Source organism: Rahnella inusitata, from assembly GCF_003263515.1.
Classification (GTDB): Bacteria; Pseudomonadota; Gammaproteobacteria; order Enterobacterales; family Enterobacteriaceae; genus Rahnella; species Rahnella inusitata.
Genome location: NZ_JYDE01000001.1, coordinates 128,269 through 155,096, shown reverse-complemented (window position 1 = coordinate 155,096; position 26,828 = coordinate 128,269). Strand labels below are relative to the sequence as shown.

Below are 26,828 nucleotides of genomic sequence, written 5' to 3'. Positions count from 1 at the left end.
TAATTAACCCACCTTCCAGCGGTTTCCAAAAATTTATTTTTTGGAAAAAATTGGATTAATTTATCCTAAACTGTGCGCCAGTTACGAAAAATCCTAGATAATTAAAAAAGAATTGAAACAGTCAAACCCTTACCCCGTGCACCTTGCGGGTTAATGTGAAGAAAATTCCTATAAATCAGTAAAATGATCGTTATCGTCACGCCTCTTAAGTAGCAATGTTTAGTTACATTTTTTAGTTTTCAATAGAATCACTAATGTTTCTAAGATACCAACCACAGGTACTTATCTTAAATTTCTCTTTAAAGATAAATTCAAAACACACTGCGAAATGTCTCCATAAATATTTTGTCTCGCTTGTGACCCTAATTTAAATTGCATACACAGGTGCGTATATGGATGTCGTTGCATGGCAGGGTTGCCAGTCTTTCATTTATTTACTGACACATTGGCAGCGTTTATCACTCCATAGTAAGGGATAGGCATGTCTAATAGCTTTCAGGAAGAAATACCCAAAGCGCGCGTTAATATCAAACTGGACTTACACACCGGCGGCGCACAGAAGAAAGTCGAATTACCTTTAAAACTTATGGTAATGGGCGACTACAGCAACGGTAAAGAAACCCGCCCTCTTTCCGAACGTGAAAAAACTAACATCAACAAAAATAACTTTAACAGCGTATTAGCGGAATTCAGCCCGGCGCTGGACCTGACTGTGGAAAACACGCTGGCCGGCGATCGCAGTGAAGAAAGTATCAAGCTCAGCTTTAAAGACATGAAGGATTTCGAGCCTGAGCAGGTTGCCCGTCAGATCCCGCAACTGCGCGCCATGCTGGCGATGCGTAACTTGTTACGCGACCTCAAATCTAACCTTTTAGACAACGCCACCTTCCGCAAAGAACTCGAAACCATCCTCAAAGATGACCATTTGAGTGATGACCTGCGCGCGGAACTGGCGGCTCTGGCGCCTCAGAACGTTTAACTCTTCCTGAATCGGATCAACTCGAGATCATGCTCATGTCTGTGAACACAGAAAATACGCAAGAAAGCCGCACAACCGTGCTGGAACGTGCCGACGCAGGAAGTGTTTATGCGTCTTTGTTTGAAAAAATCAATCTGACCCCGGTCGCCTCTCTGGTCGACGTCAATATCTTCCAGGACAATCAGGCGATGTCTGATGTCACCACCGACGAACGCGTCACCGCGGCAGTTCAGGTGTTCCTTGAGCGCCTGAAACTCTCAGGTCAAAAAGTCGAACGTCTGGATAAAACCCTGCTGGACGGTCACATCGCCATGCTCGACGATCAGATCAGCCGTCAGCTGGACGAAGTGATGCACCACCCGGATTTTCAGCGCGTGGAGTCTGGCTGGCGTGGCCTGAAGTTCCTGGTCGACCGCACCGATTTTCGTCAAAACGTGAAAATCGAGTTGCTGGACGTCTCCAAAGACGACCTGCGTCAGGATTTCGAAGATTGCCCTGAAATCATCCAAAGCGGCCTGTACCGTCACGCTTACATTCAGGAATATGACACGCCGGGCGGCGAGCCGATTGGTTCTGTGATTTCCAACTACGAGTTTGATGCCAGCGCACAAGACATCGCGCTGCTGCGCAACATCTCCAAAGTTTCTGCGGCGGCGCACATGCCGTTCGTAGGCTCCGTCGGCCCCGCATTCTTCCTGAAAGATTCTATGGAAGAAGTGGCTGCGATTAAAGACATCGGCAACTACTTTGACCGCGCGGAATACACTAAGTGGAAATCCTTCCGCGACTCTGATGACGCCCGCTATATCGGCCTGACCATGCCGCGCGTGCTCGGTCGTCTGCCTTACGGCCCGGACACCGTTCCGGTACGCAGTTTCAACTACGTCGAAGAAGTGAAAGGCCCGGATCACGAGAAATATCTGTGGACCAACGCCGCGTTCGCTTTCGCCGCCAACATGGTGAAAAGCTTCATCAAGAACGGCTGGTGCGTGCAAATCCGTGGCCCGCAGGCCGGTGGCGCAGTGACCGATCTGCCAATTCACCTGTATGATCTGGGTACCGGCAATCAGGTGAAAATTCCGTCCGAAGTCATGATCCCGGAAACACGCGAGTTTGAGTTTGCCAACCTGGGCTTCATCCCGCTGTCTTACTACAAAAATCGCGACTATTCCTGCTTCTTCTCTGCTAACTCCGCGCAGAAACCCGCCCTGTACGACACCGCTGATGCCACGGCCAACAGCCGCATCAATGCGCGTCTGCCGTACATCTTCCTGCTGTCGCGCATCGCGCATTACCTGAAACTGATTCAGCGCGAAAACATCGGTACGACCAAAGACCGCCGCCTGCTGGAGCTGGAGCTGAACACCTGGATCCGCACGCTGGTCACCGAAATGACCGATCCGGGCGATGACCTGCAAGCCTCTCACCCGTTGCGCGATGCCAAAGTGACCGTAGAAGATATCGAAGACAACCCTGGCTTCTTCCGCGTGAAACTGTACGCCGTACCGCATTTCCAGGTCGAAGGCATGGACGTGAACCTGTCATTGGTTTCTCAGATGCCTAAAGCGAAAGCGTAAAGCCGGGAGGCGCAATGAAGATTGAACGTCCCCTGTGGACACGCGGAATTCTGGTTTCACCGCAACAGTTTCAACAACAGGCCTCCCTGGAGGCCTGGACAAACGAATGCATCGCGCAAATGGGCATCCTCCATCCTTGGGGGGTGCTTCATGCTACGTTCGAGCAGGATGCGCTGGCGCAAGGGCGTTTGAAAGCAGAACGTCTAAATGTCCGTTTTCAGGATGGCGTTCTGATCGATACCGATTGTGCCGATTTACTCCCACCTACGCTAACGCTTGCCGCCAGCCTTCCCGCTGACGCAGTTGAAACCACGGTGATGCTGGCAATGCCTCAACTGTATGCCAACGGTGGCAACTGTCTGCAACCTGATGAGCGCGCCGAACGTCCGGTGCGTTATCGTCAGGCGTGGCGGGATATACAAAACTATTACGGCGACGATAAGAAGCAGGTCGCCGTCATGACGCACGAACTGACGCTGCGACTTGATTCACAGGAAAACGGCGATTATCAGGTCTGTCCTGTCGCCCGTTTACTGCGAGATGCGCAGGGTAGCTGGGCGCTGGATACTCACTTCATTCCTCCGCTGCTGAGCCTGCAAGCCAGCCACTGGTGCGGTGAGCAACTGGAAATACTGATGGTACAACTACGGGCGCGATTACAGCGCCTGATGGGAATGCGCCGTGAAAGCAATGCCCGCATGGCCGACTTTGCCGTCGCTGACGTGTCACTGTTCTGGCTGTTGAACGCCCTTAACGGCGCTGAGCCCGTACTGGGGAATTTCCAGCGCTATCCGCAGGTGCATCCTGAACGTTTGTATCAGGAACTGGCACGTCTGGCCGGTAACCTGCTGACGTTTTCGCTCGAGCACGACGTCACGGCAATTCCCGCCTATCAGCATGACCGCCTGACAGCCGTTTTTCCGCCGCTGTTTGCGCTGCTCAATGTCCTGCTCGAAGCCAGCCTGCCTTCCCGTGTTGTCGCGATTGAACTGGTACATGACTCCCGCATTAACCAATGGCGCGGTAACCTGCACGATCCGCGTCTGCGCGAAGGGGTGGATTTCTATCTGTCCGTCCGCTCAACCCTCTCTTCTGCCCAGTTGCAAACGCAGTTCCCACGGCTCTGCAAAGTCGGTGCGCCGGATGACGTGGGTAACGTAGTAAACGTGGCGCTGAGCGGGATCCCGCTGACGCCTCTGAGCCATGTACCGGCAGCAATCCCGTTACGACTGGAAAACCAGTATTTCTCCCTAGACCTCAACCATCCTGCCGCGAAGCAGATGATGGAAGCGGGTGCCTGCGTATTCTATGTTCCGGGCACACTGGGTGAGATCCAGCTTGAACTGTTTGCGGTGTTACGCGCATGAGCCAATCCATAAAAGATAAAACGCAGTCCGTGGATATTGATGCCCTGCTTCAGGACACTTGGTTACAGGTGATCAGCCTGCGTCAGGGCGTGAGTTGGCCAGACGGCGAAGGGCGTACATTCTGGAAAAAATGCGTGGCTGATGTCGAACGCGTCTGCCAGCACCTCAAAAATGCAGGGGTCAGCGAGCAGAGCATCCAGCATATCCTTTATGCCCAGTGCGCTTTGCTGGATGAATCCGTCAAAGGGCGCGGCGTGCAGGATGATGCGTATTTCGTCTGGTGCAATTCGCCGCTGCAGGCGCATTTCTTTAATACGCTTGACGCCGGTAACCTGCTCTATGAACACATGCGTACCGTCTTGCGCGAACCTGCGCCCGACATTGCCGTGCTGACCTGTTTCCATCGGGTACTCATGCTGGGTTTTCAGGGGGGTTACAGCTCCCCGGATGTAGCCGAGCGAGAGCAGTTGGTGGATCAACTTACTGCGCGGGTGCCAGCGTTGACAATTTCGCCAACCTGTCCGGCACTCGCCGTGGCGGCTTCTCGCAGTCGCATGAGTGTCTGGCTTCGTTACTGGCCGGTGCGTCTGTGTCTTGCGAGCTGCATCGTGGCCCTGCTCTGGTGGGGGCTGGATCACTGGCTTTCAGGGTTATTGCCGACCTTATTACCGGGGTCAGTGTAATGAGTCCACTGAGGCGACGGGTTTTATGGCTGTGGGCCGGATTACTGGCAGGCATGTTGTGCCTTGTATTTCTGCCCTTATCTCCCGCAGCGCGCTGGCTGGCGTTTTTGCTGACCATCATTATTTGTGTTATCGGCCTGTGGCGTGCAGGTCTTCAACCAGACGCTGAGCTGACAGACACTTTGTCAGCCAATCTTCCCGCAGAAAATTATCGTCTGCCGGTGGTTCTGGTTTGTGGTGATGACCTGGCATTACTCTTCGGTGACAACGCGGTACAACAGACCGCACAGGGCTGTTGGGTACGCGTCGATGACAGTGGTTCACTTCGCCAGTTGGTGAGGCAGATCCTCTGGCAACGCCCTGAATGGATCAATCAGCTGGCAATGATGCAGGTGGTTAATCCGCAGCAACATGGTAATGAACGCGCATTAACGTCCGCCCTGCATGAACTGCGCTGGCAGATGGTTCAGCTACGACGTGACACCCGCCGCACCATCCCTTTGGTGCTGATCAGCACCGTAGCCACCAGTCTGACGCAAAGTCCGGTCTGGCTTTCACAGCAGAAATCTCAATCGGTGACGCTGTGGTCAACCCTGATCATGCCCGAAACGCTGGCAAACTGGCAGCGTCAAGAGGGGCCTTCTGAGCAAGCTCAACGCCTTAAACAAACAGCGTTATTCAATGAGCACAGTGACTGGCTTAAAGCGCAGGTGATGCCGGTATTGCAGGAAAGCAATGAAGATGTGGCACCCGTATTCGTTCAGCAGGTGATCCTACATCAGGTAAGCAAAATGAACCACGTCGTGCCGGGTTCCCTCTGGCAGCGCTGGCTGGCTGACCGGACTGCTCTGACGCAGGTGGCAGGCTGGCATCCGCAGGCGGACGGCGGTCATCTGCACTTCCCAGAGTTCATTTTCCCTGACCTGCCTTCTGGCAGTGGTGTGACATCCCGCCGCAGGATGCTGCGCCATGCCGTTACATTGCTGACGCTGGGGGCTGTCATCGCACTGTGTTGCAGCGCCTGGCACAACCGGCAGTTATTGCACCGCGTCGCTTTCGACATCCGCCATTACGAGAGTATCGGCATGCAGGATTACACAGCGAAAGCGAAGGCCGTGGAGATATTGCGTCAGGATGCAGCACAGCTTAATGACTGGTTCCGCAACGGCGAACCGCTTCGCCTCGGGCTGGGACTGTATCAGGGCGAACGGTTGAGATTACCGCTGATGGCGGCAATCAAAAACTATGTTCCACCGCCGCCTCCCCCACCCGTGGAGAAAAAGACGCCGAAAACCGTGCGCCTCGATGCTCTGTCGCTCTTTGACACCGGCAAATATCAGCTCAAACCCAACAGTACAAAACTGCTGGTCAATGCGCTAATCGACATCAAGGCCAAGCCGGGCTGGCTGATTGTCGTCGCGGGCCATACCGATATCACCGGCGATGCGCGGGCGAACCAGATTTTATCCGAGAAACGCGCTGAAGCGCTGCGTGACTGGATGCTCTCAACCAGCGATGTCTCCCCGACCTGCTTCGCCGTTCAGGGCTATGGCGCAACGCGCCCGATTGCAACCAATGATACCCCGGAAGGCCGCGCGGCCAACCGCCGTGTCGAAATCAGTCTGGTGCCGCAGGCCAATGCCTGTCAGGCAGCAGCAATCCCACATTCATCAAATGATTGATGAATGCTTAACCTAGAAATGGAGATTTACTTATGGCAATTCCTGTTTATCTGTGGCTGAAAGACGACGGCGGTGCGGACATTAAAGGCTCCGTAGACGTTAAAGATCGTGAAGGCAGCATCGAAGTGGTGGCACAGGATCACAACCTGTACATCCCGACCGATAACAATACCGGCAAACTGACGGGTACCCGTATTCACACCCCGTTCCTGTTTACCAAGGAAATCGACTCCTCCAGCCCGTACCTCTACAAAGCAGTGACCACCGGTCAGACCCTAAAATCTGCAGAGTTCAAATGGTATCGCATCAATGACGCAGGCCAGGAAGTGGAGTACTTCAACACCAAACTGGAAAACGTCAAGCTGGTCAAAGTCGCGCCAAAAATGCACGACATCAAAGATCCGGCAATGGAAAAACATAACCACCTCGAAGCGATCGAATTGCGCTACGAAAAAATCACCTGGACCTACAAAGACGGCAACATCATTCATTCCGATTCCTGGAACGAACGTACTACCGCGTAAGACTTTTCAGCAGACGGTTCGCCGTCTGCTGTTTTTGTTTCCTGAGCCGCTGCTTGGCGGTTGAGCAAACAAAAACATCACCGGACATCGACCTTATGGGCCTGGGTTTCCCGCAACGGAAAAGGCTATGGGCGGTAGCGTACCTGAAAAAGGAATTCAGCATGGAAAACCAGTCAGCCGTTTTACTTCGTCGTTTAAACCCATACTGTGCGCAGGCTCTGGAAGCCGCCGCAACGCTCTGCCAGACCCGCGCCCATGCGGAGATCTCCATCGAGCACTGGTTGCTTAAGCTGCTGGAGCTGGGCGAAGGCGATATCACTGTGATCGCCCGCCGCTACGAGTGGGACATGGACGCCCTGTGGCAAAGCCTGCTTTCACACCTCGACGCCCTGCCGCGTTCGGTGCATTCCCGTCCGCAACTTTCTCAGAATTTACAATCGCTGATGAAAGCGGGCTGGCTGGCGGCATCACTTCAGGAAGATAACCAGACCATCCGCAGCATCAATCTGCTGGAAGCGCTGCTGGCTCAGCCCCGCCTGTTGCATTGCGAAGGCGCGTGGCCACTTTTCAGCCTGAGCGAAGAACATATCCGCCGCCTGAAACCTATACTGGACGCACAGTCCGACGAGCGTCCTGAACTGCAGCAGCAGGCCAGTCTGAGTATGCCGGTCTCTTCCCTAAACGTCGTGGCCCCTAAACCCAATGCCGATACCCTTTCTGGTCAGAACCTGAGCGAAGCCCTTCAGGCCGCGCTGGATAAATTCACCCTCGATGTCACGGCCAAAGCCAAAGCCGGGCAGATCGACCCTATCTTCGGGCGCGACACCGAGATCCGCCAGATGATCGACATCCTGTCCCGCCGCCGTAAAAACAACCCGATTTTGGTCGGTGAGCCCGGCGTCGGTAAAACCGCGTTGGTCGAAGGTCTGGCGCTGCGCATTGCCGAAGGTAACGTACCGGACAGCCTGAAAACCGTCAGCCTGCGCACTCTCGATCTTGGTCTGCTACAGGCCGGTGCCGGTGTGAAGGGTGAGTTCGAACAGCGCCTGAAAAACGTCATCGACGCCGTGCAGCAGTCGCCGACGCCGGTGCTGCTGTTTATCGACGAGGCGCACACCATCATCGGCGCGGGCAATCAGGCCGGTGGCGCAGACGCCGCCAACCTCCTCAAACCTGCCCTCGCCCGCGGCGAACTGCGTACCATCGCGGCAACCACCTGGTCAGAGTACAAACAGTATTTTGAGCGCGACGCCGCCCTTGAGCGCCGCTTCCAGATGGTCAAAGTCGACGAGCCGGACGACGCCAAAGCCAGCCTGATGCTGCGCGGCCTCAAAGGTCGCTACGCCCAGCACCACGGCGTGCATATTCTCGACGCCGCCATCACCGCTGCCGTGACCCTGTCACGTCGTTTCCTCACCGGCCGCCAGCTGCCAGACAAAGCCGTTGACCTGCTCGACACAGCAGGTGCCCGCGTGCGCATGAGCATCGACACCTTGCCAGAGCCGCTGATGGCGATTAACGCCGAGCTGGCCGCGCTTTCGATGGAACAGCAGGCCATCGAACAAGATTTACTGCTGCTGCCGGACGTAGGCACCGACCGCCTGCACCAGATCGAAAAACGTCGCGAAGAGCTGGCCGTCAGTCAGCAAAAACTCGAACAGCAGTACGAGGCTGAAAAACATCTGACCGCGCAGATTATCGACGCCCGTCAGGAGGCAGCCGACCCAGCGCGTCTGGCGGCATTGCAGGAAGAGCTGAGCGCCGTGCAGGGCAACGCGCCGCTGCTGTCGCTGGACGTAGATGCCCGCACCGTCGCCACCGTGATTGCCGACTGGACCGGTGTTCCGCTCTCCAGCCTGCTCAAAGACGAACAGACCGATTTGCTACAGCTGGAACATCACCTCGCCACCCGTGTGGTCGGGCAGGATGCAGCGTTGATGGATATGGCGCAGCGCATGCGCGCCGCCAAAACCGGCCTGACCTCCGAGAACGGTCCGCTGGGCGTGTTCCTGCTGGTCGGCCCAAGTGGCGTCGGTAAAACTGAGACCGCGCTGTCGCTGGCCGATACCCTGTTTGGCGGCGAGAAATCGCTCATCACTATCAACATGTCCGAGTATCAGGAAGCGCACACCGTGTCCCAGCTCAAGGGCTCGCCTCCGGGCTACGTCGGTTACGGTCAGGGCGGCATTCTCACCGAAGCCGTGCGCAAGCGTCCGTACAGCGTGGTGTTACTGGATGAAGTCGAAAAAGCTCATCGCGACGTCATCAACCTGTTCTATCAGGTGTTTGACCGAGGCATCATGCGCGACGGCGAAGGGCGCGAAATCGACTTTCGTAATACCGTAATCCTGATGACCGCGAACCTCGGCAGTGACCATCTGATGCAGTTGCTGGACGAACAGCCGGAGGCGACTAACAGCGACCTGCATGAACTGCTGCGCCCGATCCTGCGCGATCACTTCCAGCCTGCGCTGCTGGCCCGCTTCCAGACGCTTGTCTACCGCCCGCTCGATGCCACCGCCCTGCACACCATCGTCGAAATGAAGCTGGCGCAGGTCGCCAAACGCCTGAATAAACATTACGGCCTGAGTTGCAATATCGAAGAGAGTCTGTACGACACGCTGGTCGCCGCCTGCCTGCTACCGGACACCGGCGCGCGCAACATCGACAGCCTGCTCAATCAGCAGATTCTGCCGGTGCTGAGCCAGCAACTCCTGAGCCGCATGTCGCAGAAACAGCGGACGACGTCACTGACGTTAGGCTGGGATGAAGAGGAAGGGATTACGCTGGCGTTCAAAGGGGAAGAACAATGAGTATTGCCTCGGTATTTTTCGACCACAGCCACCATAAGCTCACCGTTCGCGGCAGCGGCGCACCGCTGGATGTGCTGAGTTTTGAGGCCGAAGAGTGGCTGAGTTCACCGTTTAAGTACGACATTCAGTTCACCAGCGCCGATAAAAACATCGACCCGACAACTATGCTGATGCAGGACGCCTCGCTGACGCTTCAGGCACCCGTCGCCGAAGCCTTTGGCGTCTCCGTTCAGCAGCCACAGCGCGTGATCCAGGGCGTGGTCACCGCGTTTACGCATCTCTCCACTTCTAAAGATGAGAGCCGCTACGCGCTGTGTCTGCAACCGCGCCTCGCCCTGCTTTCCCGCAGCCATCAGAACCGTATTTATCAGGACATGTCCGTGCCGGACATCGTAGGTAAAATCCTGCGCGACCGCCACGATATGCGCGGACAAGATTTTGTTTTCACGCTCGCCAAAGCGTATCCGCGCCGCGAACAGGTGGTGCAGTACGGCGAAGATGATCTGCGCTTTATTTCACGCCTGCTGGCCGAAGTCGGTATCTGGTTCCGCTTCACCGCTGACCCGAAACTCAACATCGACGTCGTCGAGTTTTACGACGACCAGCAGTTCTACCAGCAGGGGCTGACGCTCAACGCCGTGCCGCCTTCCGGCATGCACGACAGCGGGGTCGAGTCCGCGTGGGCACTGTCGAGTATCCATCAGGTGGTGCAAAAATCCGTCAGCACCGGTGATTATAACTACCGTACCGCGACGTCAGACCTATCCGGCAGCGCCGATATCACCCGCGGCGATGCCACCACCTACGGTGAAGCCTATCACTATGCCGATAACTACCTTTTCGCCGGTGCCGAAGGCCGCGAGCCACAAACCGAAAGCGGCGCATTCTACGCCCGCCTGCGCCACGAGCAGTATCTGAATAATCAGGCGCGCTTTAACGGTATCGCCAACGCCGCCACCTTAGTACCGGGTATGGAGCTGAAAGTGACCGGCAGCGATGCCCCTCCGGCATTCGTCAAAGGCGTGATTATTGTTCACACCCATTGCTCGGCGCGCCGCGACAAAAGCTTTGAGGTGGAATTCGACGCCATCCCGTACTCCGAGGATTACTGCTTCCGCCCTGCTCCGGCCAGTAAACCGGTCATGGCCGGCACCCTGCCCGCCCGCGTCACCAGCACCACCGCCAATGACACCTACGGTCATATCGACAAAGACGGACGTTATCGCGTCAACATGCTGTTCGACCGGGACGCGTGGGAACAGGGCTACGAAAGCCTGTGGGTACGTCAAGCGCGCCCCTACGCCGGTGACACCTACGGCATGCATATGCCGCTGCTGGCCGGGACCGAAGTGGCGATTGCGTTTGAGAACGGCAACCCGGACCGCCCTTACATTGCGCACGTCCTGCACGATTCGGCGCACAGCGACCACGTCACCATCAAGAACTACAAGCGCAACGTCCTGCGCACGCCGTCAAACAACAAACTGCGCCTCGAAGACGAGCGCGGTAAAGAGCACATCAAGCTCAGCACCGAATACGGCGGCAAAAGCCAGCTGAACCTGGGGCATCTGGTAGATGCGGCGAAGCAGCAGCGCGGGGAAGGCTTTGAACTACGCACCGACAGCTTCGGAGCCATCCGCGCACAGAAAGGGATTTTCATCAGCGCTGATGGCCAAGCAAAGGCTCAGGGGAAAGTGCTGGAGATGCAGGCAGCGATGGATTCGCTGCAACAGGCTCAGGGGCTGGCGAAATCCCTCAGTGATGCGGTGCAAACCGCCAAAGCTGAATTAGCGCAGATAGCCGCGCAAAAAACATTAATGGAATCCGCAATGAAAGACCTCCAGCAGTCAGCATTGCTGCTGAGTGCGCCGGCGGGGATTGCACAGGTTTCGCCTCAAAGTATTCAGATCAGCACTGGCAACAATTTTATTCAGACCTCGGCAGAAAACAGTGATTTCAGCGTCTTTAAGAAATTCACCGTGGCCGCAGGCGAAATCATTAGCCTTTTTGCCAAAACGCTGGGCATCAAGATGTACGCTAACAAAGGCAAGGTCGACATTCAGGCGCAGGGTGATGCGATGGCGTTAACATCGCTCAAAGATATGAAAATCATCAGTAAAGATGATGAGGTCATTATTCAGGCAAGCAAAAAAATTACCTTAAGCTGCGGTCAGACAGCACTGGTTATCGAAAGCTCGGGCGTCACTGTACTGACGCCAGGTGAAGTGAATGTGAAAAGTGCCAGCTTTAGCGAGGTTGGCCCGCAAAGTTATCAGGTATCACCACCAGAACTTCCGCCAGAAGCGAAATGTGTAGAGAGTGCTCGCTGATGCAAACAGATAAGTCACTCTTTGAGTTGTTAAACGCGAAACACTCTGAATACCGGTACCTGTTGCTAGATCCGCTGAAAAGCGTTGCATCGTGGAACTCCCTGCATCTTACATACCTTCAGGAGAAATGGGGGTGCGAGTCGTTACTTAGAGTTCTTCGCCCTGACCTGGCTTACTCTCCTGAACACTGTCCCGTGTTACTGCTGCTAGCTTCCCCCGAAGCCGATTGCGATGAAGCGATAGTGCTCGAAAGTGAGGCATATTCGCGTGATGAACGGCTCTATGAAAGGCGCTATGTCTGCGGCTGGATAAGTTCACCACTTGCACTTGATGCACTCGCCGCAGAGTTAGCGGGCCTGTGTAAACAAATAAAACGTGAAGGTATCGTCCCGTTTTATGAGCCGCTGCGGCTTGAACTGTTACAGACATTAGGCGAGGCAGAGGAACTCTCTTCCCTCATGAGCCCGATTAGTCAATGGTGGCGGGTTTCCTGCAGTGGTTACCTCACTGCACTTTCCGGCAAATCAGGGGGCGAGGAATGGCGACTAAAGTGGGGTGCAGAGCGGGCCCAGAATGAGGTACGCAATATCTGGCGGTTATTGTTTGCGTGGCAGAAAACTCAGGAAACGCTGCCACCGGATGCCGCGTTACAGGCTGCTGATGCCTGGGCAAGATCCGCCACGGCAAAATTTCACCACACGGGTGATCAACTATGCCTTGCTCTGTGCTATCTGACATTCCCCTGTCATATCACCGAGCATCCTGATGTTCAGTCACTGTTACGTCAGGTGGCCAGTGATCCCAACCTGCATTTTACTCAGCTGTTCCCCACGCTTCCAAATGCCGTATGGCAGACGCTTATCCAGCCATAGTGCAAAAGAAAAGGAATTTTGATCATGGGTTCACAAACAAAAGCCTCTCAGAACGCCGCGGCGAGCGAACAGGCAGCAAGCACGCCTTCAGGCTGTAAGGCCTGCCAGCGAAAGGGGGTGGCGATTTACCCGCTTCGTGTGGCTGCAGTGCCTAAATCATTGGTCAGTACCGGCTGGCACCCTGCAGTGCCCGCCCAGGAAACCGCGTTAACCGGCGGCGAGTTTAAATACGCGCTGCGCACGCTTCGGGAAGGCTACGTCTATGTTCTGCTGGATAACACCGTATGGCAGGGTTATCAGGTGACGGCGGAAGGTGCCCTGCGTCAGTTCAATGCCGATGAAATGCCGGAAGCGGAGAAAATCGAGTCGCTTAGTCCTGCGTGCCTGACGCAAAACCACGAGATCATGGCAAGTTTCATCAATATCGACCCGAAATACAAAAAAGCGGCCGTGGCATTCAGCAGTGATCCGTGGAGCAAAACCGTGCTGAAGGAATACCAGAACGGAAAGCGCCCCGTTAGCCGTTTTACGCAGCTGACCTTGGCCGGTGGAGTGGTCACCGCTCAGGGCGCAAACCGCAGCCTGACACTGGATCCCTCGCTGTCTGCCTTGAAAAGTCATGTGCTGGAATTTGCCACCGAGTCATTCCCGAGTATCACAGGTAAAGAAGGCTCACCGAATGGGGCACACGGCTTCTCTCCATGCATGGCCCCCGAAAAGCAAACGGCATTGGGAAACCGCATTGCTCAGCTTACGCAAAAGTACAACGCCCCAGTTACCGCAGTGGTACTTGATGATCAGGTGGGCGTCGTTCAGGAACTCAACGGTGCGCGGATGGATTGCGTGCAGGCGCTGGCCTTATTTACAGCAAAAACCGAGAACATTCACCAGAAGATGATTTCTGATGCCATCCTGCAGATTAAGAAATCAACGGCTGAACAGATTGCAAATGACCCAGCCATAAAAGAACGCACTATTTACACAGGCTATGGTAATTCGTATACCGCCACCCGCGAAACCCAGGTTGCTAACGAGGTCCGTAAAGCCCTGAGCCGCATGGAAGACTATTACAGTGAAACTCAGCGGGCAGAGTTTGCGCGTACTTATCAATCAACCATTGACGGCTACAACCGCAAAATTGTCGCTATCTGGCAAGACCTGAATGCCGCTTATCGCGCCTCCCTCTGGCTGGCTTTGCTCAAAAACGATTACGCTCCCCAGACCAGCGCCGTCAGTTGGGTGGCACAGCTGAGAACCATCACCCGCTGTCTGCAGGGCAGTCTTGCAGGGTTTGATATGGCAAACACCGGCAAGGACAGCAATAAACCCGTGTGGGCAGAATGGCTGGAAGATGCCAAAAGCCCACCCTATTTAGCGCTGTTGCGCAGCAACCCCGGAGTGTCCGATTTGCCATCGCAAGTCTTCGGTGGCAGCCTGACCTACGCCAACCTGAAGGCTGTACTCAACAGTGATGAAATAAGTGACTTTATTAACAGTAAAGCCTATCAGCAAATGATCGCCAGCCTGATTACCTCCATTAACGGGGCATTTAGCAAACTGAATAATGTTCTTTCTGCGCAGGCGAAAAGTGGAATGGTGCGCGTGCTTGAGGCCGTGGCTTTCGTATCAAATGGCGGGCCGGTGACTACCGTCTTTTCCGGCGTGCTCACTGTACGGGAATATCAGGATGTACTGCGCAGGCAGCTCGACGCCCACGGGAAACCGGCATGGAATGTTGCAGCCGAAGAGAACGGGCGGGTTATCCGCTCTTCCCGTATCGGCCATTGGTCAGAAATTACCGATCCGGCCATCCTTAAGCGTAAAATTTCGGTCAGATTAACGGCACCGTTGAATAACTCAGGTTCTCTGACCGGTATATCGGGCCTGACACCAACCACCATTGACCGCTCACTGAAAACCGGTGAAATTCCGATGAGTGAAGGGGATATGCGACACGCCGCCCACTCCGATGTAGCAATATCGGAGAAACTGCAAAGTGGCGCTCTCGGGGTGATACTGGCCGGGTTTATGCTCTATACCACCTACGAAACCCTTGATGGCCTGAAAACCGCCATGCCCGGTGATACGCAAAATGAAATGTCACTGGCATCGAAGTCATTAATTATCCTGGCTTCCGCAGTTGAAATTGTCGGGCAAAGCGCGGCTGTCGCCGGGTTGTTTAAGAATGGCGATTTGCTGATACGAGGCGCTGGCGTGATTGGCGGCATTGCAGCCATTGTTGACGGTATTGCACTGGGGATGAAGGCTTATGATTTAATGCAAGTCAAAGACACCACAGCGGCCATGATCTACGGTGGGGCAGCTGTCGCAACACTGGCTTCTGGAGTTGTGGGGATTTGGTTTGGTGCCGCCGGTAATTTTGCCTTGTTTGGCCCGGTTGGCTGGTGTATTGCCCTGGGTATTCTGGCCGTCACGTTGGTCGCAGTCGGTAGTGTTTTTGTCCGTTCTCCGCTGGAACATTGGCTATCGCAAACCTGTTTTGGTGACGATCATAAATCGGACAATAAAAAACCTATGTGGCACAAGAACAGTCTTGCCGATATGCAGGAGGCGATGATGCAGTTGCATATCATCACCAGCGGTATGTCGGCACAATTGAATGGTGATTGGACCACCGAATTGATGAGCAACACCCGTCTGCTGGGTAACCGGATGCTGGCGGCACGGGTGACGCTGGCGGATTGCAACCCGGCGGGCTCTGACTGGCTGGTTGAACTGACCGCCACCGGCGGCGGCAGTCGCTTGTTGCTGGCTCGCAGTGCCTCCCCTGCGAAACTGGCCGGGCTCGCGCCACCGGCACCGCAGACATACCAAACAATGCCGATCACGTTTGGTTCTGCGATTAAGACAATGGGGGCATTACCCTCAATTACCGACGTAAAGGCGGCCAGTTCTCTGGCTGCAACCTGGGGCGTGATATCAGGTAACACTCCGCACGGGCTGCAGCTTGACGGCGAGTTTCCGCTGAATACTTCCTATACCGGTGCTGAACTGACGGTCACCTACTGGCCGGACAAAAACCAGCAGGATGATAGCCTGCAATTGACCACCCAACTGGACAGCTAAACCAAAAAAAGGATTGCACAACCATGCCTCTGTTTTCATTTGAAGAACCCAAACCGAAGCTCAACCCGCCTATTAAAAACTGGCGGGAAGATATGCCGGAGAGCCACGAGCCACAGCTGGTGCCACCACAACTGCACTGGCTCACTACACTCAACGATACCTTTCTGGAAATACCCCGTTACAGTACAGAAGTTGCCTGGGGAGGAGTTCTTGCGTGGGCGATTTTAGTGTTCATTCTCGGTATAGGTATTGGGATTTCTGGTTTTGTCATACAAGCGGGGCACGATGGTTACGGGATGATAGTTATAGGATTATTCGGAGCATTTATTTTTTTTGCCATGATGTCTTCTGGCCTAAAAATGTATTTTGTCCAGCCCCGCGATCAGCCCCTCCGCCTGAACCGGAAACGACAAAAAATCTATATTTATGAATTCAAACGTACCTTCTTCCCCTGGCTGAAATGGCCGGTCACCATCCGCTCCTACAACTGGGCCGACGTGCATGGGGAAATTCGCTATTCCAGCGCCCGTTATGACTCGGGTTACCAGCTTTTTGGTTCCGTCTGCGAGCCCGGCACTAATAAAGTTGTCACCCGCTTTCTTATCGCCAAAGAGCGAAGCTCGCGGGAACAGTTGTGCCAGATCTGGAGTTACCTCTGCGTATATATGCAACACGATAAGGTCGTTGCAGAACCTGACAGCCCTGGCCGCCCGGACGACTGGCGACCGCGCAAAGCTGACCAGTGGCCTGCGGAGATGGAACTGGAATCAACCACTGCGCCTGAACACGCCGTCACTCAAAAGTAAGCCTCTGACAAGGAAGTATGCATGCCACTATTTTCATTTGAAGAACCCGAGCCAAAGCTCAACCCTCCAATTTCCTGCTGGCGGGAAGATATGCCGGAGAACCATGAGCCACAGTTGGTGCCACCACAACTGCACTGGCTCACTACACTCAACGACACCTTTCTGGAAATACCTCGGTATAGCACGGAGGTTTCCTGGGGGGGAATGCTTGCGAGTGCAATTTTAATGTTCACTCTTGGTATTGGCGTGGGGGCTTTTGGTTTTGTCATACAAGGAGGGTACGATGATTATGTGATGACTGTTATAGGATTAGGGGGGGCATTTATTTTCTTTTGCCTGACTCTTTTTTGCCTAAAAATGTATTTTGTCCAGCCCCGCGACCAGCCCTTCCGTTTGAATCGCAAAAGACAAAAAATCTATATCTACGAATACAAACATACATTCTTCCCCTGGCTGAAATGGCCGGTCACCATCCGCTCCTACAACTGGGCCGACGTGCATGGGGAAATTCGCTATTCCAGCGCCCGTTATGACTCGGGTTACCAGCTTTTTGGTTCCGTCTGCGAGCCCGGCACTAATAAAGTTGTCACCCGCTTTCTTATCGCCAAAGAGCGAAGCTCGCGGGAACAGTTGTGCCAGATCTGGAGTTACCTCTGCGTATATATGCAACACGATAAGGTCACCGCGGAGCCTGCAAACCCTGGCCGCCCGGACGACTGGCGACCGCGTAAAGCGGACCAGTGGCCTGCGGAGATGGAACGGGAATCGACCACTGCGCCTGAACACGCCGTCACTCAAAAGTAAGCCTCTGACAAGGAAGTATGCATGCCACTATTTTCATTTGAAGAACCCGAGCCAAAGCTCAACCCTCCAATCTCCTGCTGGCGGGAAGATATGCCGGAGAACCATGAGCCACAGTTGGTGCCACCACAACTGCACTGGCTCACTACACTCAACGACACCTTTCTGGAGATACCACGTTACAGTACTGAAGTTGCTTGGGGGGGAATGTTTGTATGTGGAGTTTTCATTTCAATTTTTGCTATAGGTTGGGGATGGTTTGGTTTTGTAATGCAAGATGGACTTGATGGTTATTGGATGATTGCAATGGGTTTGATGGGTTTGATGGTTTTTTCTGGATTAGCACTTTTTTGCCTAAAAATGTATTTTGTCCAGCCCCGCGACCAGCCCCTCCGATTGAATCGCAAAAGACAAAAAATCTATATCTACGAATACAAACATACATTCTTCCCGTGGCTCAAATGGCCGGTCACCATCCGATCTTACAACTGGGCGGATGTGCATGGTGAAATTTGCTACCCCGGCGCGCGGTTAGATATGGGGTATCAGCTATTTGGCTCAGTCTGTGAACCGGGAACAAACAACGTTATTGCCCGCTTTATTATCGCTAAGGATTCCAGGGAGCGCAGCTCGCGGGAACAGTTGTGCCAGATCTGGAGTTATCTCTGTGTGTATATGCAGCACGACCAGGTTGTTGCAGATCCCGACAGCCCTGGTCGCCCGGACGACTGGCGACCGCGCAAAGCTGACCAGTGGCCTGCGGAGATGGAACTGGAATCAACCACTGCGCCTGAACACGCCGTCACTCAAAAGTAAGCCTCTGACAAGGAAGTATGCATGCCACTATTTTCATTTGAAGAACCCGAGCCAAAGCTCAACCCTCCAATCTCCTGCTGGCGGGAAGATATGCCGGAGAACCATGAGCCACAGCTGGTGCCACCACAACTGCGCTGGCTCACTACACTCAACGATACCTTTCTGGAAATACCCCGTTACAGCACGCAAGTTTCCTGGGGTGGGGTTCTGGCGTGGGCGATTTTAGTGTTCACTCTCGGTATTAGTTGGTTTTTATTTGGTTTCGTCATGCAGGAAGTAATCGATGGTTATGGGATGGTTGCTATGGGATTCGGCGGGGCATTTATATTCTTTGCCATGGCGCTTTCTGGAATGAAAATGTATTTTGTCCAGCCCCGCGATCAACCTCTCCGCCTGAACCGGAAACGACAAAAAATCTATATCTACGAGTATAAACGTAGGTTCTTCCCGTGGATCAAATGGCCGGTCACCATCCGCTCCTACAACTGGGCCGACGTGCATGGAGAAATTCGCTATTCCAGCGCCCGTTATGACTCGGGTTACCAGCTTTTTGGTTCCGTCTGCGAGCCGGGAACAAACAACGTTATTGCCCGCTTTATTATCGCTAAGGATTCCAGGGAGCGCAGCTCAAGGGAACAGTTGTGCCAGATCTGGAGTTATCTCTGTGTGTATATGCAGCACGACCAGGTCGTTGCAGAGCCTGACAGCCCTGGCCGCCCGGACGACTGGCGACCGCGCAAAGCTGACCAGTGGCCTGCGGAGATGGAACTGGAATCAACCACTGCGCCTTAAACCGGTTTCCATCGGCAGCTGGAATTGCTTCTCTTACAATTATTCTGCTCAAACCGACACGTAAAACTGTGCCGCGTCATTATAAATAAACAATTTTTTATTTATCTAAAAAGGAATTTTACATGAAAAAAATAAGCTTAATACTTTGGATCGGTCTGTTTGTTAATATATTCATTACATGCATTGCTTGGCTTAATTTATCTGTGGCGCCGGGCGACTACGATTATGACAGTTCAAACCGGTTATGGTCTATTATACTCCCGTTATTCATTGTTGCGTTGATTATGCAAATTGCAAGCATTGGGTTATTATTTAGAGCGCCTAAAGCAGGGCGAATTATCGCAGGCATTGGCGCATTCTTCATGATGCCTATTGGTTTGGTATTTTTCATGGGTTACATGTCTAGTTATGAAAAAAAATCTAATCAGGGTATGGCTATATTTCCCTCATCAGAAGAAGAGGAAAATATAAATACTGAGAAAAAGCCAAGTTCAAATACACCTACAGAAGGAAATGGGGATGAAAACGTAGAGACGAATGAAAGCTTGAAACTATACTTCAAAACAACCCCGTTCTTTATTAATGGCGTAGTGTTTATTGTGCTCGGAGGGGCGATAATGGCCATGGGTCTCGGAACCGGTGGAATTTTGGTAGGGGCTGGCGTGCTGGCTCTGGTTAATGGTTTCCGCCTTAAAAACCGGATTGTCATCGGTTTGTCAAAAAAAGAGTTAATCATTACCCCTGGTCTATATTCCGAAACCTACCGCGTCCCGTATAATAATGTCAAAGTCACGCATATGGATAACCGCCTCTTTAAGTTACACATACAAACACCTGATGTGGATAAGACCTGTACACTGCGTAAGGCTTGGCTTGAGGGAGAGCGCGACTATGTTTCGACAGCCATGAAAAATATTTTATCTAAACTGACTGAAGACAATGCCGCGTAAATAATAAATCACGATAACTTCTACATTACTTTTGAATAAACTCAGGGGCGAAATAAATGTAAGGCATAGGGAAATACTGTTACCTATAAATCATTACCTGCCTCTGCCATTTAACTCCCCATAGTTTTCTCATACAAGAAAAAAGATATGGCCGTAGATTTAAAAAATATTCCTAAAACCTGCATCAGATCCACCCCACCACGACTGTCACGCTGGATGGTAGTGCTTGTTATTCTCGTCGGTTTAAGCATTTTACTGTCTCGTCTATTGACGGGAAAAAATAATATGTGGCTGTCTGTCGGTATCCCCGGACTGTTTATGGGAGCCTTGCTGCTTATTCTTTTTTTGATTTACCTGCAGAGACAGATTTTTGCCAACGCCTGGGACAGACAAAGAGAAAAAACTGTTATTCAGGAAACCCGGCGGGGACGCAGAGTGTTGCAAATACTGGCAGCAGAGTGTTGCACCGCACATTCTTCAGCAGACGCACCCTTTGCTTCAGTAGCCAGCAACCTCCTGCGCAACGAAAATGTGCTCTTCCCCCAGCGATCCTGGCGGGGTGAAGAAAATATTCGCCTGAGCCAGCTAGCCAGAACCGCAGGCATGTCTGAGGAAAGTCATCTTGAGTTGTTATTTTCCGCATTGGCAAAACAACTAGCGCTGCGCCTTGCGCTGCTGCCTGAGAACAAACCTGTCAGGCTGATCTTCGAGTGCTCGTCCTCTTTGGCAGAAGAGCAAACAGAGGCAATTTGGTCGCGCGCCTGGAAGAGCCGAGGGATCACCCAGCCCTGTTCCCTTATATCTGTTTCCGGCATGCAACCTATTGATCATTGGTTAGATTATAACATCCAAAGCGAGGCTCTTTTGCTTATCGTGTCATGCCAGTATGCCGCTGCGGACACACATCTGTCGGCAGAGGCCGTGACTGGGGTGTTGATGGGTAACCGTCTGACTCAGCACGTGCTCCCACCGATAGCTTTGCTCCACAGACCAGAACTGGTAGGGGAAACATCCAATGCATTTGAATATGCGATCGTGCAGGCACTCGATTGGGTACCTGTCGCACCTGAAACACCAGAGCATCTTTGGCTTAGCGGGATGGCGGCAGATAGTGATGAGTACCTTGCAGTGATGAAGGCCATCAGTTCTTCATCGTTAAGCCGTATTGAACCACAAACAACTCACAACTTGCATGATTTCATGGGCTACCCCGGTAAAGGGGCGGTCTGGATTGCTGTTGCCGCTGCAGCTCAGGCAATACAACAACATCCGGCACATCACCTGCTGATATGCCACGAACAACAAAATGGAAAGGTATGGAACATGGTGGTATCCCCGGTAGCTTCAGTTAAGGAGAGCGGACTATGAGGCGGATCCTTTTGCTATTGAAAAAACCGGAACTGATATTTTGGTGTCTGATACTAATGGCCTCACTGGCTGGAGCGGTTGTTTTATGGATAGTGTGCTTTCAACCATATAACTTGAAGTTAGTTCCACAGACGCCTGCCTGGTATGCGTGGCTGAGTGGTTCTGCTGCAGTGTGTATCGCCTTTTTCCTGCTGGCCTTTTTCTTGTTCTGGGGAACCCGTTTTGAGGCGCGAAGGAGCTTCAAAATTGACCGTCAGCAAGCTCAGGGCGACGACGCCCCTGCCCCGGAAAAAGTGGAGAAGGCAGAAGACATAACACTGAGCGAAGTTGCCCAGCTGAAAACCCGCCTGCGCCGCCGCTACGGCTTTTTCTGGTGGTATAAAGTTCGTCTGCTGATGGTGGCAGGTGAACCGGAACAAATCACCGCCCTGGCCCCTAAGCTGGCGACACAATGCTGGCTGGAAGGCCAGCGCACCGTGTTGATTCACGCAGGCAGTCTGCACCGGGAGGTTGACGAAACCCGTCTGGCCGAATGGCGAAAACTCCGCCGCAGCCGCCCGCTCGATGGCATTGTCTGGGCGATGACAGAATCACAAAGTAAGAGCGCGCAGTGGCTGGATGACGGCCTGCGGACGCTGGAAAAAACCGGTGAAGCGCTGCGTTATCAACCTTCGGTGTATCTGTGGCAGGTCTGCGACAGTGCGTGGCCGCAGGCTGAGCGCGCTGAACAGCCGGTAGGCGCGGTTTTTGCCGCGAATGGTTCCCCGGAATCGGTAGAATCGCAGCTGAAATCGCTGTTGCCTCAGCTTCGCGAACAGGGGCTACAGCAGGTCTTTCTCAACCGTCAGCATGATTTCCTTCTGCGTCTGGCAAACACGCTGCAAGAATCCGCTGCATTGCGCTGGCGAAGGATCCTGACGCCGTGGTTTAGTGAATACGCTCAGCGCATTCCCCTGCGCGGGCTGATGTTCAGCCTGCCGGATAGCTCAACACCGGCGACGGACGTGCATGAAAAAACCTGGGCGGTGCCAGCCAGCTGGCAGGGTGTGCTGGAGGACTGTCGGTCTGCGCAAGGTCGCCGCGTCGGTCTGCCGTGGGAGCAAACACTCTGCTACGGTGTACTGGCGCTGATTGTTCTGTGGGGCGCGGGCTGCGTAATGTCTTTTGCGGTGAACCGTCATCAGATGGTGTCTGCCGCCGATCAGGCTAAGGCTCTGGCGAAACTCCAGCCGGTATCGGACGAACAACTGCTCGCCTTACAAACGTTGCGCAATGACATTGGCCGGATGCAGGCCCACGTGGCAAGGGGAGCGCCGTGGTATCAGCGTTTTGGTCTGGATCACAATGCCCAACTGCTCACTACCCTGATGCCCTGGTATGGCAACGCCAGCAACCGTCTGATCCGTGATGCAGCCGCGGCAAGTTTGCAGCAAAAACTTAACGAACTCGCCAACCTGCCCGCCAATAGCCCGAAACGTGCGGCGCTGGCAAAATCAGGTTATGACCAGCTGAAAGCCTATCTGATGATGGCGCGCCCTGATAAAGCCGAGGGCGCATTTTACGCGCAGGTGATGAAGACCACAGAACCGGTTCGTCCCGGCGTCTCTCCCGGCCTGTGGCAAAGTCTGGCACCGGATTTATGGCAGTTTTATGCGGTAAATTTACCTGCCCAGCCATCATGGAAAATCACTGCCGATAAATCCCTGGTATCACAGGCGCGTCAGGTGCTTCTGGGAGAAATCGGCCAGCGCAACGCCGAAAGTACGCTGTATGAAAACATGCTGCTCTCGGTGCGCCGCAATTACGCAGACATGACGCTCGTCGACATGACTGGCGGAACCGATGCGCAGCGGCTGTTTACCAGCGAAGAAGTGGTGCCGGGCATGTTTACCCGCAAGGCATGGGATGAACAGATCCAGCAGGCGATCGACAAAGCGGTGGAATCCCGCCGCGAAGAAATTGACTGGGTGTTGAGTGATAACCGCTACTCGGTCGCCGATAACATCTCCCCCGAGGCGCTGAAAAAACGTCTGACTGAACGCTACTTCACCGATTTTGCCGGCAGCTGGCTGAACTTCCTCAACAGCCTGCGCTGGAATGAAGCAAAAAACCTCTCTGACGTTATCGACCAGCTGACGCTGATGAGCGACGTCCGCCAGTCACCGCTCATCGCCCTGATGAATATGCTGGCGTGGCAGGGGCAGACCGGCCAGAAAGATCAGGCGCTGACCGACTCTCTGGTGAAATCCGCCAAAGCGTTGATCAACAGCGACGCGCAACCGGCTATCGATCAGCACGCCAGCGGCCCAGTCGGCCCGCTCGATGAGACCTTTGGGCCGCTGCTGGCCCTGATGGGCAAAGGCAGCGCGCAGAATATGATGTCCTCTGACACCTCCCTCAGTCTGCAAACGTTGCTGACCCGGATTACACGCGTGCGTCTGAAACTCCAGCAGGTCGCGAACTCCTCAGACCCGCAGGAAATGACGCAAATACTGGCGCAAACCGTCTTTCAGGGGAAAAGCGTCGATCTGACCGATACGCAGGAATACGGCAGCCTGATTGCCGCCAGTCTAGGTGAGGAGTGGAGCGGGTTTGGTCAGACCATGTTTGTCCAGCCGCTGACACAGGCGTGGGAGACCGTATTACAGCCCTCCTCCGCCAGCCTGAATGACCAGTGGAAAAACGCCATCGTGGCGAACTGGAAATCAGCCTTTGACGGGCGTTATCCGTTTGCGGTCAGTAAAAGTGATGCGTCGCTGCCGATGCTGGCAGAGTTTATCCGCAAAGACAGTGGCCGAATCGACAGCTTCCTGACCCGTCAGCTGAGCGGCGTTCTGCACAAAGAAGGCACGCGCTGGGTGCCGGACAAAGTGAACAGTCAGGGGCTCACGTTTAACCCGGAGTTCCTGACGGCGATTAATCAGCTGAGCCAGATCTCTGACATTTTGTTCACCGACGGCAGTCAGGGTATGCGCTTTGATTTGCTGGCGCGCCCGGCGCCGAACGTTGTGGAAACCAGTCTGTCTATCGATGGACAAAAACTGCATTACTTCAACCAGATGGAAAGCTGGCAGAGCTTCCGCTGGCCGGGTGATACCTATAAACCGGGCACCATGCTGACGTGGACCTCGACCTCTGCCGGTGCGCGTTTGTACGGTGATTATCAGGGAACCTGGGGGCTTATCCGCTGGCTCGAGCAGGCTAAACAGCAAAAGCTGGACGAAGGTCGCTATCAGCTGACCTTCATCACGCCGGACAAACAGCCGCTTCAATGGATATTGCGCACCGAGCTGGGTAAAGGCCCGCTCGGTCTGTTGCAGTTACGTAACTTCACGCTGCCGACAAAGATTTTTCTGGTACAAGCAGCATCGACGCAGACCGAACGACCTTTTGATCCTGATGCGATCGCTGAGGAATAGTAATGGCCACATTAATCACACTCCAAACCGCCTGTGGCGTAGAACGTGAAGCGCTTTTAACGCAGGCGCTTCTACAGGCTGAACTCTGGGATAACTGGCTACAACCGGTCTCGGCAGATAATCCCACCGGAACCGATCCCGGCTATGACGATGATTTTCAGCAGATGCGCGAAGAGGTCAACAAACTCTCTGGCGCAGATACCACCCTCACCTGCGAGCTGGCAGAAAAACTGTTGACCAGTCAGTGCAAGGACGTGCGCGTCGCCACCTATTACATCTGGGCGCGTCTGCATCGTGACGGTGAGGCCGGTCTGGCCGACGGCCTTTCCCTGCTGGCCGGGTTAATCACCCGTTTTGGCGAAAGCTTGCATCCCCTGCGTGCCGCCAGTCGTAAAACGGCGCTGGAATGGATCTCCGGGTCCCGCGTACTGGACAGCCTGTCGTTGTATCCGGAAGTGGAAAAAACTGATTTTACCCGCATCGTCGGCGCGCTGACGGTCATCGACCACGCACTGAACAAATGGGACGAAGCCTCCCCTCCACAGCTGGGCGCATTGTTTGCCACGCTGGAAAACAGGCTGGTACAGTCCGGCGGGATGAACGCCGTCGTCCCGCAAAACAGCAGTTCGTCTTTTTCCACGCCAGAAAGCAACAGTGCTCCTTCCTTACGCGCGGTTCAGTCCGGACGCGATCTGATGGAACAGGCCAAAACGCTGGCGAAATACCTTCGCGATCAGCCGCAGGGTTGGCTCTCCGGCCATCATCTAATCAAAAGCGTGCGCTGGGACACCGTGCACGAATTGCCACCGCTGGATGCCAGTGGCCGCACCCGTTTGATGCCGCCGCGCCCTGAATATCGCGCCCAGCTGAAACGTCTTTACCTTCAACAAAGCTGGTTGGAATTGCTGGAGCAGGCGGAATCCATGTTTGGTGAAGGGGTAAACCACTTCTGGCTGGATGTGCAGTGGTATTTGCATCAGGCACTCACGAAATCTGGCACACCTTATGAAGGCTGGGCCACATGCATCACGCAGGATCTCAACCTGCTGCTGACCCGTCTGCCGGGGCTGGAAACTTTATCCTGGAGCGACGGCACACCGTTCGCCGATGAAGTGACGCAAAGCTGGATTAATCAGCACGTACTGGAATCTGCCAGTGGATGGGATAACGAAACCGCCGCTGCGGTCACTTCCGGCGAAGACGACATCCTTCAACTCGAATCCGAAGCACTGACACAGGCCGACAGCGACGGCGTCGAAACGGCCCTGCGCTGGTTGCAGTCACGTCCCGGCATCAGTACACCGCGACACCAGTGGCTGATACGTCTGGTGATGGCCCGCGTTGCGGAACAATACGGTAAGAATGATATGGCTTTGCATTTATTAGGCGAACTCGATAACGGGGGTGCAGCGCTCACTTTGCAGCAGTGGGAGCCAGAATTAATTTTTGAAGTCAAAGCCCGCCGCCTGAAATTATTGCGCATGAAAAATCAGCGCGGCGACGGTAATAAGAACCGCTTACTGACCGAAATGGACAACCTGCTCAGCGGGCTGATAGCGCTGGATCCCGCACGTGCAGCGGTGTTGTGCGGTTAAAAAGGAGAACATCATGGCAAAAGGTTATTACCTCGTCATCGGCGATAAAACGACGTGTGGAGGAAAAATCATCGGGGGTGACCCTTCTCACACCCTCATGGGGAAGGCAATTGTCCGTGAACAAGAACAGGTTACCTGCGGTAAAGTTCCGGGAATTTTCGTTATCGTCGGCCCAATACCGGCTAATTCGATTCATGGACGAAAGTTCGCAGGCACCTTACACAGCCAAAGCAGTTGCCCTTGTCAGGCGCGCTTCATTCCTTCGATAACAACGAAAACGTATGAGAGATAGGCAATCATCTTAGGGCTAAAAAAATTTCCGCCCCGTATTAACGATGTCACATCCTCTTCTTATGCAGTGTCATGC

18 protein-coding genes and 1 pseudogene are annotated in these 26,828 nt (G+C 54.0%); all 19 read left to right on the top strand.

Annotated features, from left to right (window positions below; translation table 11 throughout):
• Positions 1 to 481 precede the first annotated feature (481 nt).
• Positions 482 to 979: a type VI secretion system contractile sheath small subunit gene (gene tssB / locus TU92_RS00685; protein WP_112164052.1), complete on the top strand. Its 498-nt coding sequence runs from the start codon at positions 482 to 484 to the stop codon at positions 977 to 979.
• A 29-nt stretch (positions 980 to 1,008) separates the two neighbouring features.
• Entirely contained in the window at positions 1,009 to 2,556 is a 1,548-nt protein-coding gene (tssC, locus tag TU92_RS00680; RefSeq protein ID WP_112164051.1) for a type VI secretion system contractile sheath large subunit, read from the top strand.
• 14 nt (positions 2,557 to 2,570) lie between these two features.
• The gene (gene tssK / locus TU92_RS00675; protein WP_112164050.1) at positions 2,571 to 3,923 is read left to right on the top strand and encodes a type VI secretion system baseplate subunit TssK; all 1,353 of its coding nucleotides are present in this window, start codon (positions 2,571 to 2,573) and stop codon (positions 3,921 to 3,923) included.
• Complete coding sequence (gene tssL, locus TU92_RS00670; RefSeq protein WP_112164049.1) at positions 3,920 to 4,606, top strand: type VI secretion system protein TssL, short form; 687 nt, start codon at positions 3,920 to 3,922, stop codon at positions 4,604 to 4,606. Before tssK ends, tssL begins: the two co-directional genes overlap by 4 nt.
• Complete coding sequence (locus TU92_RS00665) at positions 4,606 to 6,288, top strand: OmpA family protein (RefSeq protein ID WP_112164048.1); 1,683 nt, start codon at positions 4,606 to 4,608, stop codon at positions 6,286 to 6,288. Before tssL ends, TU92_RS00665 begins: the two co-directional genes overlap by 1 nt.
• Positions 6,289 to 6,320: 32 nt before the next feature.
• Positions 6,321 to 6,812 (top strand): type VI secretion system effector Hcp, encoded by a 492-nt coding sequence (gene hcp, locus TU92_RS00660; protein ID WP_112164047.1) that lies wholly within the window; start codon positions 6,321 to 6,323, stop codon positions 6,810 to 6,812.
• A gap of 161 nt (positions 6,813 to 6,973) precedes the next feature.
• Entirely contained in the window at positions 6,974 to 9,625 is a 2,652-nt protein-coding gene (gene tssH, locus TU92_RS00655) for a type VI secretion system ATPase TssH (protein WP_112164046.1), read from the top strand.
• Entirely contained in the window at positions 9,622 to 11,955 is a 2,334-nt protein-coding gene (locus TU92_RS00650; RefSeq protein WP_112164045.1) for a type VI secretion system Vgr family protein, read from the top strand. The genes tssH and TU92_RS00650 overlap by 4 nt, the downstream gene beginning before the upstream one ends.
• Entirely contained in the window at positions 11,955 to 12,827 is an 873-nt protein-coding gene (locus TU92_RS00645) for a hypothetical protein (RefSeq protein WP_112164044.1), read from the top strand. The genes TU92_RS00650 and TU92_RS00645 overlap by 1 nt, the downstream gene beginning before the upstream one ends.
• A 24-nt stretch (positions 12,828 to 12,851) precedes the next feature.
• Entirely contained in the window at positions 12,852 to 15,914 is a 3,063-nt protein-coding gene (locus TU92_RS00640) for a T6SS effector BTH_I2691 family protein (protein ID WP_112164043.1), read from the top strand.
• Between the two features lie 23 nt (positions 15,915 to 15,937).
• On the top strand, positions 15,938 to 16,720 hold the full coding sequence (locus TU92_RS00635) for a DUF6708 domain-containing protein (protein WP_112164042.1): 783 nt from the start codon (positions 15,938 to 15,940) through the stop codon (positions 16,718 to 16,720).
• 21 nt (positions 16,721 to 16,741) lie between these two features.
• Complete coding sequence (locus TU92_RS00630) at positions 16,742 to 17,524, top strand: DUF6708 domain-containing protein (RefSeq protein WP_112164041.1); 783 nt, start codon at positions 16,742 to 16,744, stop codon at positions 17,522 to 17,524.
• A gap of 21 nt (positions 17,525 to 17,545) precedes the next feature.
• Positions 17,546 to 18,337, top strand: a complete 792-nt coding sequence (locus tag TU92_RS00625) for a DUF6708 domain-containing protein (protein WP_112164040.1) — start codon at positions 17,546 to 17,548, stop codon at positions 18,335 to 18,337.
• 21 nt (positions 18,338 to 18,358) lie between these two features.
• Positions 18,359 to 19,129 (top strand): DUF6708 domain-containing protein, encoded by a 771-nt coding sequence (locus TU92_RS00620; RefSeq protein WP_112164039.1) that lies wholly within the window; start codon positions 18,359 to 18,361, stop codon positions 19,127 to 19,129.
• A gap of 122 nt (positions 19,130 to 19,251) precedes the next feature.
• Positions 19,252 to 20,079, top strand: coding sequence for a hypothetical protein (locus TU92_RS00615; protein WP_112164038.1), 828 nt, complete (start codon positions 19,252 to 19,254; stop codon positions 20,077 to 20,079).
• A gap of 147 nt (positions 20,080 to 20,226) precedes the next feature.
• Positions 20,227 to 21,447 carry a hypothetical protein gene (locus TU92_RS00610; RefSeq protein WP_112164037.1) on the top strand — a complete coding sequence of 407 codons (1,221 nt, stop codon included), beginning with the start codon at positions 20,227 to 20,229 and terminating at the stop codon, positions 21,445 to 21,447.
• Positions 21,444 to 24,866 carry an ImcF-related family protein gene (locus TU92_RS00605; RefSeq protein WP_112164036.1) on the top strand — a complete coding sequence of 1,141 codons (3,423 nt, stop codon included), beginning with the start codon at positions 21,444 to 21,446 and terminating at the stop codon, positions 24,864 to 24,866. Before TU92_RS00610 ends, TU92_RS00605 begins: the two co-directional genes overlap by 4 nt.
• 2 nt (positions 24,867 to 24,868) lie before the next feature.
• Entirely contained in the window at positions 24,869 to 26,461 is a 1,593-nt protein-coding gene (tssA, locus tag TU92_RS00600) for a type VI secretion system protein TssA (RefSeq protein ID WP_112164035.1), read from the top strand.
• A 13-nt stretch (positions 26,462 to 26,474) separates the two neighbouring features.
• Positions 26,475 to 26,747: pseudogene (locus tag TU92_RS00595) on the top strand (PAAR domain-containing protein); the annotation flags it as partial.
• Between the last annotated feature and the right edge of the window lie 81 nt (positions 26,748 to 26,828).